The 10,783-nt window shown below is 71.2% G+C and carries 9 protein-coding genes; 4 read left to right on the top strand and 5 right to left on the bottom strand.

The window, feature by feature from the left end:
- Positions 1–137: 137 nt before the first annotated feature.
- Positions 138–935, top strand: a complete 798-nt coding sequence (locus BL253_RS34715) for an enoyl-CoA hydratase/isomerase family protein (protein WP_076821911.1) — start codon at positions 138–140, stop codon at positions 933–935.
- Positions 936–995: 60 nt separating this feature from the next.
- Here BL253_RS34715 and BL253_RS34710 read toward each other — a convergent pair whose 3' ends face one another.
- Positions 996–2,456 (bottom strand): aldehyde dehydrogenase family protein, encoded by a 1,461-nt coding sequence (locus tag BL253_RS34710; RefSeq protein WP_198946517.1) that lies wholly within the window; start codon positions 2,454–2,456, stop codon positions 996–998.
- Positions 2,456–3,520 carry an NAD(P)H-dependent amine dehydrogenase family protein gene (locus tag BL253_RS34705; protein ID WP_076821909.1) on the bottom strand — a complete coding sequence of 355 codons (1,065 nt, stop codon included), beginning with the start codon at positions 3,518–3,520 and terminating at the stop codon, positions 2,456–2,458. The genes BL253_RS34710 and BL253_RS34705 overlap by 1 nt, the downstream gene beginning before the upstream one ends.
- Positions 3,521–3,704: 184 nt before the next feature.
- Between BL253_RS34705 and BL253_RS34700 the strand changes: the two genes are divergently transcribed.
- Both BL253_RS34700 and BL253_RS34695 read left to right on the top strand, forming a co-directional pair.
- On the top strand, positions 3,705–4,487 hold the full coding sequence (locus BL253_RS34700; protein ID WP_241835409.1) for a PaaI family thioesterase: 783 nt from the start codon (positions 3,705–3,707) through the stop codon (positions 4,485–4,487).
- A 116-nt stretch (positions 4,488–4,603) separates the two neighbouring features.
- On the top strand, positions 4,604–5,722 hold the full coding sequence (locus BL253_RS34695; protein WP_076821906.1) for a phosphotransferase family protein: 1,119 nt from the start codon (positions 4,604–4,606) through the stop codon (positions 5,720–5,722).
- Between the two features lie 324 nt (positions 5,723–6,046).
- Here the strand turns inward: BL253_RS34695 and BL253_RS44340 are convergent, their stop codons facing one another.
- On the bottom strand, positions 6,047–6,232 hold the full coding sequence (locus tag BL253_RS44340) for a hypothetical protein (RefSeq protein ID WP_241835408.1): 186 nt from the start codon (positions 6,230–6,232) through the stop codon (positions 6,047–6,049).
- Between the two features lie 105 nt (positions 6,233–6,337).
- On the opposite strand from BL253_RS44340, the gene BL253_RS44335 reads away from it, so the two are divergent.
- Positions 6,338–6,757, top strand: coding sequence for a hypothetical protein (locus BL253_RS44335; protein WP_241835407.1), 420 nt, complete (start codon positions 6,338–6,340; stop codon positions 6,755–6,757).
- 3 nt (positions 6,758–6,760) lie between these two features.
- Here BL253_RS44335 and BL253_RS34685 read toward each other — a convergent pair whose 3' ends face one another.
- The gene (locus BL253_RS34685) at positions 6,761–7,834 is read right to left on the bottom strand and encodes a TIGR03857 family LLM class F420-dependent oxidoreductase (protein WP_076821904.1); all 1,074 of its coding nucleotides are present in this window, start codon (positions 7,832–7,834) and stop codon (positions 6,761–6,763) included.
- 93 nt (positions 7,835–7,927) lie between these two features.
- A complete protein-coding gene (locus BL253_RS34680; protein ID WP_076821902.1) occupies positions 7,928–9,145 on the bottom strand; it encodes a cytochrome P450 in 1,218 nt (405 codons plus the stop codon).
- Between the last annotated feature and the right edge of the window lie 1,638 nt (positions 9,146–10,783).

The raw sequence follows: 10,783 nt of genomic DNA, 5'->3' as shown, positions 1-10,783 counted from the left end.
GGTTAATGTCTAGATATTTCCAGCGAGCCGTGCGCGGCCGACCGTAGCGAGGCAGAGGGAAGCGTCACGTATGGACTTCCGTCTCAGTGACGAGCGGCCGGCCCTGCGCGACCCTGGGGGACGAAGGTGGTGAGCGGATGACGGGGACGACTCGGCCGCCCTCATACGGCACGATCACGTACGAGGTGACGCCCGACAAGGTAGCCACGATCACGCTGAACCGGCCCGACGCGCTCAACGCGTTCGACCGCCGGATGTGCGAGGAGATCCGGGACGCCTGGAAGCGGGTCAAGGACGACCCGGCGGTCAACGCGGTCGTGCTGCGGGCCGCCGGGGACCGGGCGTTCTGCGCCGGTCTGGACGTCAAGAAGAGCTACGGCCAGCCCGACGACGTCTGGAACCACGAGGACCCGGGCGAGCTGCTCAGCCCCAAGTGGCAGAAGGTCTGGAAGCCGGTCGTCTGCGCCGTGCACGGCATCTGCACCGCGGGCGCCTTCTACCTGGTCAACGAGGCGGACATCGTGATCTGCTCCGAGGACGCGACCTTCTTCGACTCGCACGTCAGCCAGGGAATGGTGCTCGCGCTGGAGCCGATCGGCCTGATGCGCAGGATCGGCCTCGGGGAGACGCTGCGGATCGCGCTGTCGGGCAACGACGAGCGGGTCACCGCCGCCACGGCGCTGCGTATCGGGCTCGTGAGCGAGGTCGTCGGGCGCGACCGGCTGTGGGAGCGGGCCCACGAGATCGCCGCCGGGATCGCCGAGAAGCCGTCGTCGGCGACCCAGGGCACGGTCCGCGCCATCTGGGAGTCGCTCGACCGTCCCTACCGCGCCGCCATGGAGCAGGGACTGATCTACACCCGGCTGGGCAACCCGATCGGCATGGCTGAGATCAAGGCCAACCCGCTGCCGAAACGTCAGCCGAGACTGCGATGACGAGCGGCGTCTGGTGGCCCCGCGCGCAGGGCCACCAGACGCCGCGGGCTGGTGCCCGGGTCAGGCGGGCCAGCCGACGGTCTTGGTCTCGGTGAAGATCTCGAGGCCTTCGATGCCGCACTGGCGGCCGATGCCGGACTGCTTGTAGCCGCCGAAGGGGGCGTCGGCGCCGTACCAGAGGCCACCGTTGAGGCCGAGCGTTCCGGTGCGGATCCGCCGCGCCACCTTCTTGGCCCGTTCCAGGTCGGCGGACATGATGACGCCGGAGAGGCCGTATTCGGAGTCGTTGGCGATGCGGACGGCGTCGTCGTCGTCCTCGAAGCCGATGACGACGAGGACGGGGCCGAAGATCTCCTCCTGGGCGATGGTCATGCCGGGGGTGACGTCGGCGAACAGGGTCGGCTCGACGAAGTAGCCGCGGTCGAGGTCCCTGGGCACGCCGCCGCCGAGCACCACCCGGGCGCCTTCTGCGCGGCCCTTCTCGATGTAGCCGAGGACCCGTTCCTGCTGGCGCTTGGAGACCTGCGGGCCCTGCAGCACCGAGGGGTCGGTCGGGTCGCCGTACTTGACGCCCGCGAAGGCGGCGGTGGCCAGTTCGATGGCCTCGTCGTAGCGGGAGTTCGGGACGAGCAGCCGGGTTGGCATCGCGCAGCCCTGCCCGGCGTGCATGCAGACCATGGCGGCGCCCGGGATGGCCTGGGTGAAGTCGGCGTCGTCCAGCAGCAGGTTGACCGACTTCCCGCCGAGTTCCAGGAACGTCGGCTTCACGGTGGCGGCCGCGGCGGCCATGATGCGCCGGCCGGTGACGGTGGAGCCGGTGAAGGCGATCATGTCGACCAGGGGAGAGGTCGAGAGGACCTCGCCGACGAGGTGGTCGGCCGACGGGACGACGTTCACGACGCCGGGCGGGATGTCGGTGTGCTYGGCGATGAGGCGGCCGAGGCGGGTGGTGTTCCACGGGGTGTCCGGCGCCGGCTTGAGGACGCAGGTGTTGCCCATCGCGAGGATCGGGCCGAGCTTGTTCAGCGCGATCTCGATCGGGAAGTTCCACGGGGTGACGACGCCGACGACCCCGACGGGCTCCTTCCACACCTCCCGCGCCGACTGGTAGCCCATCCCGAACGCGTCCTTCGACCCGAGCGGCCGCGTCCACGGGAAGGACTCGATCTGCTCGGCGGGCCAGCGCAGCGCCTCCTTCAGCGGCGCGTCGAGCTGCGGCCCGTAGGTCGTGATCACCGGGCAGCCGACCTCGGCGACGAGCTCCGCGCGCAGTTCCTCGACCTCGGCCTCGATCGCGGCCTGCAGCTGCAGGATCGCCCTCTTGCGGCCGGCGTGGTCGGTGGCCCAGTCGGACTGGTCGAACGCCGCGCGGGCCGCCGAGACGGCCCGTTCCATGTCGGCGCGCGATCCGTCGGCGGTGACGCCGAGGATCTCCTCGGTCGCCGGGTTGACGTTGTCGAAGACCCGGCCTCCCTCGGCGTCGACGAGCTTGCCGTTGATTAACATTCGCTGCTCGGACATCACTTCTCCGGATTGGTCGGCGTCGGGACGATTTTTCTCGGCAGGGGGAGCGGGAGATCGGCGTAGGTCACGATTCCGGGAGGTGCGGCGACGACGGCGGGAATGGCGTGCACCGCCGGCGTGGCGGTCATCACCATGCCCAGAACCATGAAATCCGCGAAAGTGGTTCCCCGGAAGTCGGGAGGCGGCAGGATCTCGACCTTCGTCCGGATCGTCGGCCGGCCATGGACCTCGATGAGGTAGCCGGTGTCCATCTTCCAGTCGGGCTCCAGGGACTGGCCCTTGCGCCACCGGAAACGCAGGTCGACGACGGTGCGGCCGGCCACCCGGCCCTGCCAGCTGCCGGCGATGCCCGCGACGCAGCCGGCGGCGATCTTCCAGGAGCCGAGGTCGAGATCCTCGGTCGTCTTCGCGTACTCCGCCTCGCAGACCACCTCGTCGAACTCGACGCCGAGCGCCGCGCCGAGCAGGCGGACGGCGTCCTCGAACACCCCGGTGCCCCTGATGGTCATCGCCAGCAGGTCCGGGTCGTCGATGGGGCGGGCGAACCCGACCGGCAGCTCGGTGGCGGGGGAGTCGTAGCCGGTGGCGTCGGCGGTCTCACTGACCAYGATCTTGTCGACGCGGTCGCAACCGGCGGCGGAGACCATCGCGATCAGGTTCGCCAGGCCCGGGTTGATGCCGGAGCCGAACACAGAGGTCTGCCCCCGGGCGCAGGCCTCCTGGATGCGGCCGCGGCCCGCGCCGAGGGAGTGGCCGGTGATGAACCCCGCCGTGCTGACGATGTTCGCTCCCGACTCGAGGATGCGCACCATCTCGTCGACGTCGAGCCACATCGGGTTGTAGACGACGCAGTCGGGCTTGAGCGCGAGCAGGGCGTCGACGTCGTTCGTCGCGGCCACCCCGGCGGGCGCCGTACCGCACAGCTCCCCGACGTCCCTGCCGACCTTGTCGGGCGACCACGCGTAGCAGCCGACCAACTCCAGGTCCGGATGGGTGAGGATCGCMTCGACCGACTGTCGCCCGACGTTGCCGGTGGTCCACTGCACAACCCGGTAGGTCATCGCGCATCTCCGCTCCGGACGCGACAAGCTGGACAGGATGCTTGGCGTCCTGCTGAAGTTTCTACCGCCTGGGCGGCGAGTCATCTAGATGTATCGCGCATGTTGCTTCGCCTGATAAACATATAGATGTATGCGAACGAGCGCCACCAGGGTCGGCCCGGTGGAACCGAGGAGGGATGTCGCCGTGTCACCGGCCAGCCACATCGTCACCGAGCTTGGTCTCTCCGTCGCCATCGACGGCCCGCTGGCGGTGGGACGCGCCACGGTCGTCCCGGAGGTGTGCGTCCCGGGGAGCGTGGCGCTGCGGACCTCGGTCCTGGCCACCTGGGCCGACGTGATCACCGGGACGCTCTGCATCTCCGCCGTCATGCCGCGCATTCCGCTCACGCTCGACCTCGAGGTCCAGGTGTTCGAGCCGCCCGTGGAGGGCGACACGGTCACGATCGAGGCCAGCGTCGTCAAGCTTGGCCGGACCGTCATGGTGACCGAGGCCCGGTTCGCCGTGCAGGGGTCCACCGCGCCGGCCGCGCTCGCGCTGGCGTCGTTCATCGCCTCGCCGGACCCGAGCCACATCTTTCCCCCCGACTTCCGGCCGCCGCTGCGCCAGGAGCCCGGCCGGCTGTCGATGCCGTTCGCCGAGCGGGCCGGATGCGCGGTCAGCACCCCCGGGACGGCGGAGGTCCCGCGGAAGCCCGACGGGCTCAACTCGTCCGGCGGCATCCAGGGCGGCCTGGTCGCGCTGGCCGCCGAGGAGGCCGCGGCCTCGCTCGCCGAGACGGCGGTCTACCTGCGGTCCCTGATGCTGCGCTACCTGAGGCCGTTCGCGGTCGGCCCGGCCCGGGCGACGGCCGAGCGCCACGGCGACGCCTGCCTGGTGCACCTGGACGACGCCGGCGTCGACAGGCTGAGCGCCCTCGCGACCGCCCGTCTGGCCGACGCGCCCCGGCTGCGCCCCGCCCGGGCGTAGACCAAGAGGCACGGCGATGCCGCAGGGGCGTCGATGCCGAAGGGGCATTGAAGACGTATAGATGTATGGCCCGCTCTCTGCGAGCGGCGCCGGTGCCGCCGCACGAGGGAGGCCGCATGGACGACGAACCCCGCTTACCCGACGGCGGCCCTGGCGCGTCGACCGGCACCGGCAGCGGCAGCGGCGCTGGCACCGGCGCTGGCACCGGCAACGGCAGCGCCATCGGCACCGACAGTGTCGACGCGCGGCGGGTCGCCGCGTGGCTGCGCGAGAGCCTGGATCCCGACGTCTCGTCGGCGGCCGTCAGCAAGCTGCCCGGCGGCCACTCCAGCGGTGTGTGGCGCGTCGACGCCGTCATCGATGGCGACGTCCGGCCGATGATTCTCAAGGCTCCCGAACTGCCGAGCGTCGTGTACCAGCGGGACGCCTGCCGCGAGGCACGGATCCTCGCCGCCGTCCACGGGATGGGCGCGCCGGTGCCGGCCGTGCTCGCCGTCGACACCGGAACCGCCACCGGCCGGCGGTGCTTCGTCATGGAGCATGTCGAGGGACACGGGCTGGCCGACTCGTCGCTGGCGGGCCCACACGAGGACGCCTGGCTGCGAGACATGGGCCCGGATGCCCGGCGGGCGGTCTGGGACTCCTTCCACGACGCGCTGGGCGCCCTGCACTCGGTCGACGCGCGGAAGGTCCCCGACGCGAGCCACGGGCAGCGCGGCGTGGTCGACGTCCTCGACTACTGGCGGGCGGCGCTGCTGGACGCCGCGCCGGCGCCCTCGGTGCCGCGACAGCTGAGCGCCCTGGACTGGCTGCGGGACCACGTCCCACCGGGCGCCGACGACGCGCCGGCGGTCTGCATGGGCGACGCCCGCATCGCCAACTGCCTCCTCGCCGGGACCGAGGCACGGGCGCTGGTCGACTTCGAGGTCGCCTACGTCGGCAATCCGGCCGCCGACGTCGCGTACAGCGTCTTCTTCGACGGCCTGCACCGGGCGGGCGCGCAACAGCCGCTGGACGGGCTTCCGTCCGCGGCCGAGACCTGGGACCGGTGGAGCCGCGCGACGGGGCGGCCCGCGGACGGCCTCGCCTACTGGACGGCCTTCGGCGTGACGATCCTCTGCGTCACGGCCACCCGGGCAATGATCCAGTGGGGCCTGGCGGACCAGGGAATCGAGTCGGCCAACCCGATGGTCGCGCGCTGGGAGGCGTGCGTGGAAAGGGCAGCCCATGCCTGAGTCACCCGCTCTGCCCGAGTCCCCCGCTGCGCCTGAGTCCCCCGCTGCGCCTGAGCCACCCGCTGCGCCTGAGTCACCCGCCAGGTTCACGGCCGCCGACGAGAACCTCCATCCGGCCGACCCGGACGTGTGGTCGTGGAACGAGTCCTGGTACTTCTCCTGGATCGACCTGGACGGCGGGCCGGCGGGCTTCTTCCGCCTCGGGCTCCTGCCGAACCAGCGCCGGGCGATGCTGTGGTGCTTCATCCACATTGACGGCGCCTGGCTTGGCGTCGAGGAGTCCCGGCTCGAGCTCGACCATGTCGACCTCGCCGCCGGCCATTCCTATGACAGGTGGGCCCTGCGGTTCGGATGGCGCCCGGAGCTGCCGCTGGCCGGCGCCCGCTTCACCTTCGCCGGAACCCTGCTCACCAGGTCCGGTGCCGACGCGGGCGCCCAGGTGCCCGTCTCGATCGACCTGACCTGCGTGGCCACGAACGAGCGCTTCGGCGCGGCGCCCGGCGCGGACACGTCATATCCGGCGGACCGCTTCGAGCAGTCGCTCCGGGCGTTCGGGACCGTCGTCGTCGGTGGCGACGCCCGCCCGGTGCACGCCGGCGCGCACCGGGACCGGTCGTGGGGCCCCGCGAGTGGCGCCTGCCGTTCGCGATCGGCGACCTGCAGGGCGGCGACCGCCAGCTCTACTTCGTCGGCTCGCCCAGGCACGGCCGCGGCTCCGGATACCTGCGCGACGACTCCGCCGAGCCGCGGCGGCTGCGCTGGGCCGGCGGGACCGTCGGGTACGACGACAAGGCGCGGACCATCACCCCCGGAACGCTGCGCTTCGAGGACGCCGAGGACGCCGAGGACGCCGGCGGTGCCCCGATCGAGGTGGAGCTCGAACCGATCGAGCCGAGTGTCTGCTTCGACATGGCCCACGCCTGTCAGGAACCGGAGCAGTGGCCGTACTGGCGCACCCTCGTGCGGGCGAGGGTGCCCGGGTGGGACGGTCCGTGCCGCGGCTGGTTCGAGGCCAGCCGCTACGGATCCCCCTGACCCCTAGGCGGTCTTCTGGTACTCGGCGACGATCGGGGCGAGTTCCGCGGGGGTGGCGCCGTGCATGATGACGCCGTCGCAGCCGAGGGCGAGCTGGTTGCGGACGGCGGCGACGCACTGCGCCGGGGTGCCGGTCGCCGCGGGCGCGAGCCACTCCGACGGGATCAGCGTCGCGGCGTGCGCCAGCTGCTCGGGGGTACCGGTCACGTCMAGGCCGCGAATGCCGGCGATCACCGGGTCGCCCAGGAACCGCTCGAGCACCTTGAGGTCCCAGTTGTTGGTGCGCACGAGCAGCTCGCCGTATCCCTGCAGGTAGGTCCCGAGGCGCCCGACGAGCTTCATGAGCCGCTCGCCCTCCGGGACGTGCTCGCCGACCGTCGCGAAGCAGGACCAGACCTTGACCGAGTCGGGATCGCGCCCCGCCTCCTCGGCGGCGCGCTTCACCGTCGCCACCGCGCGCGCCGTGGTCTCGTCGGTGAAGAACGTGTGCAGCACTACCTGGTCGAACAGCCGCCCGCCGAGCTTCAGCGTGTTCGGCCCGAACGCGACGATGCCCATCGGCAGGTGCTCGTCGAGCGTCCCGTCCAGGTGGAGCACCGGCCAGGAGCCGGCCGGGCCGCTGTGGCCCATGATGACCTCGCCGCGGAACAGCCGGCGCATGAGGTTGGTGAAGTCCTCCAGCTGCGCGGTGGTCACCCGGGGGATGCCGTAGACGTCCTGCTGGAGCGGGACGCCGCGGCCGAGCCCCAGCACGAAGCGGCCGCCGGTGAGGCTCTGCATCGTGCGGGCGTAGCCGGCGGTCACCATCAGGTGGCGGGTGTTGTGGTTCGTGGCGCCGGTCGCGATCGTGATGCGCTCGGTGACGGCGCCCGCCGCGCCGGACAGCGTCGCGGCCTCCTTCTTGTTGAACCGCTCCGAGATGTAGGCGGTGCCGAGGCCGAGCCGCTCGGCCTCGACGGCCTCGACGGCGATGTCGTGCGACGACTTCGCCTGCCCGGCGAGCAGATAGCAGCCAAGCTCCTCGTGCACCTGGCCGGTGCCGCTCACGCCGTTCGTGGTGGCGGTGGCGGTGTTCATGGTTCGCTCCCAGGAGGACGTCAGACCGGCGCCAAAAAAGTCTAGATGGATCCCACCTCGGATCCCATCAGCGGAGTGCGGCTCGCGCAAGCCTCAGGCCATCTGGTAGCGGATGGGAACGCTCTTGGGACCGCCGACGAAGAGCGTCTCCACGTACTCGGCGGGGCCGGCCAGCTCGATGGACCGGATCCGGGGCACCAGCTCGGCATAGAGGGCCCGGCCCTCCAGACGGGCCAGGTGGGTGCCCAGGCAGTAGTGGGCGCCGAACCCGAAGCCGACATGCTTGTTCGGCGTGCGGCCGACGTCGAAGCGGTCCGGGTTCGCGAAGGCGGACTCGTCCCGGTTGGCCGACGGGTAGGAGAGCAGGACCGACTCACCGGCCGGGATCGCCACCCCGCGCACGACCGCGTCGCGCGTGGCGGTGCGCATGAAGTGCTTCACCGGCGACACCCAGCGGATCATCTCGTCGACCGCGGTCGGCACGAGCGACGGGTCCGCGGACAGCCGCCGCCACTGCTCCGGGTTCTGCAGCAGCGCGTGCATCCCACCGGAGATGGCGGCGCTCGTCGTGTCATGGCCGGCGGTCGCGATCAGCACGTAGTAGCCGACCGCCTCCAGCTCCCCGATCAGCGCCTCCTCGATCGTGGCGTTGGCGATCACGGAGGCCAGGTCGTCGGTCGGGTTCTCCCGGCGGTTCGCGATCAGCCCCTGGAAGTACTGGAAGAAGTCCAGCAGCGCCAGGGCGGCCGCGTCGTCGCTGGCGTCTCTGGCCAGGTCCGCGTCGTCGGCGCCGAACAGCTCCTGAGTGAGCTTGAGCATCCGGGGGAAGTCGTCCTCGGGCATCCCGAGCAGCGAAAGGATGACGTACAGCGGATAGTGTGCCGCCACGTCCCGGAAGAAGTCGCACTCACCACCGAGGTCGGCCAGGTGGTCGACGTAGCGCTTCGCGAGCTGCGCGATCCGGTCGGACAGCCGGCGGATGCCGGCGGGCTTGAACCACTCGGCGCTGACGTGCCGGTAGAGGACGTGGTCAGGGGCGTCCATCTGGACGAGCGTGCGCACCGGCGGCGCCGGGTCCKCCGGGTTCTGGTGCACGGTCGTGCGCGGCGAGTTGTGCCAGAGCTCCGCGTCGCGCGAGATCTCCATGACGTCGTCGTACCGGGTGACGGCCCAGAACGGCGGGTACTTGCCGTCGTCGACACGGTGCACCGGAGACTCGCGACGCAGTAACGCCGTGGCGGCATGGAACCGCTTCTCGTCCGCGTACGCCTTTGGGTCGGTGAAGACGCCGCCCGCCTCGTCCAGCTCCATGCTCAGCCCTTCTCGGCGCCGTCGACGACGGTGCGCAGGTATCCCGATGGATTGAGTAGCTCGCCGTACCTGGAACCTCGCCGTACCTGGAACTTCGTTGCACCTAGAACCTCGTCGCACCTAGAACGTTGTTCGCGTAGGTATTCGAGAGGGCGGTCCGGCGGCCACCGCGAGGGCCGGCCACCCGGCCACCCGGCCACCCGGCCACCCGGCCACCCGGCCAGCCGCGACGTCGTCGCCGAGCAGGTGCTGAGTCGGTGCCGCCGCGCGGCCTCGTGGGCGGTCGCGCCAAGTCGACTGGTCAGCCATCATGTCCCCCAACGTCGACAGCCCGATTGCGCGCGTCCGTGCGATCCTATAAAAACATATATAGGTATTCAACGGCTCGCCGTGGCGGGGCGCGCGTCTCTGTCCCTGCCCGCACCGTCCGGCCTGCCCGCACCGTCCAGCCCGCTCTGCCGTTGGTGCCCCTCGCCGGCCGGACCTCCGCCGTGAGCCACACCGGCTGGAGCTCTCTGCCGATGGTGCCTCCGCGCGGCTGATGTTCCACCGTCAGATGTGGCCTTGTCGGCGGAGCGGCTCTGCTGGTCGAGGGGCTCTGCTGGTCGAGGGGCTCTGCTGGTCGAGGGGCCCCGCGGGCCAAGGCGGCCCTGCCGCTCCGCTTGCCCACATACAGGCCTGGTTAGACCTGGTCGCGCCGACCGCCGCGGTCCGCGAGATGCGTCCGCCGCGCGATGCGCCTCGCGGACCCCGGCCGGTTGGCGACGAGGTGCGGGACCGGGCCCGGCGGGCAAAACCGCCCGCTTTACGGCGATGCCACGGGGCGCTGATCGAGGCCGATGCGCGCCGCGGAACGCGAAGGTCCGCGGGGCGTGAGCCGTCGTGTGGGTGGCGCCGTTGTGTGGGTCGTCTGGTGGCTGACCGCTCATGGCTGGGGATCGCGGGATCGTTTGTGCCGTGGGCGTGTGACCGCCTGCGGCATGCGGTGAGGCTAGGGGTGCCGGGTGTTGGCGGCTTGGCTGGTCGGTGCGCGCCGCGGAACGCGAAGATCCGTGGGACGCGGGTCGTCGTGTGGGTCTCCTGGTGGGTGCCGCTGCTGGCCGGGATCGTCGGAGCCGTTGTGTGCCGTGGAGGTGCGGCCGCCTGCGGCATGCGGTGAGGTCGGCGGCGATGGGTGCTGGGAGCGGGCCGCCTGGCCGGTGGTGCGCGCCGCGGAACGCGAAGATCTCTTCGACCCTGTTTGCCGCCCGTGTCGAGGTCGGTGTCGCGGCGGCCGGAGTGGGGCTGGCGTACGAGTGCGGGACGGGGGGTCTGTAGTGGAGTCTGGTCGGTCGATGCGGCCGCGTCATGAACCTGGCCAGTGGCGGCCTCGGCCGCTGCCCGTGGATCTTCGTTGGTCGGATGGGGGAGGTCTGGGCCGCACAGTGACTCGGAGATAATGATCTTGATGATTTCTGTGGAGGGGTGATGATCGCTCGCGGCGCATGGGAGCGGGCGTCCGGYTGACTGTCGAGAGCCGCTGCTGAAAGTGCTCTCCGGGAAGACCTGGGCCGGATGATGTCCGGTCGGGGGAGCGTGCGGGTCCCTGACCTGGGGAAACTGTCGGACCGGGGTGAGAGTGTCGCGGCATCGGTGGGT

The organism is Pseudofrankia asymbiotica, from assembly GCF_001983105.1.
GTDB lineage: Bacteria > Actinomycetota > Actinomycetes > Frankiales > Frankiaceae > Pseudofrankia > Pseudofrankia asymbiotica.
Note: the sequence above shows the minus strand (reverse complement) of the source record. Positions and strands in the feature narration are given on the sequence as shown.

Coding starts and splice junctions, on each gene's coding strand:
- BL253_RS34695 (WP_076821906.1), top strand. CDS start 4,604: ATGGACGACGAACCCCGCTTACCCGACGGCGGCCCTGGCGCGTCGACC.
- BL253_RS34715 (WP_076821911.1), top strand. CDS start 138: ATGACGGGGACGACTCGGCCGCCCTCATACGGCACGATCACGTACGAG.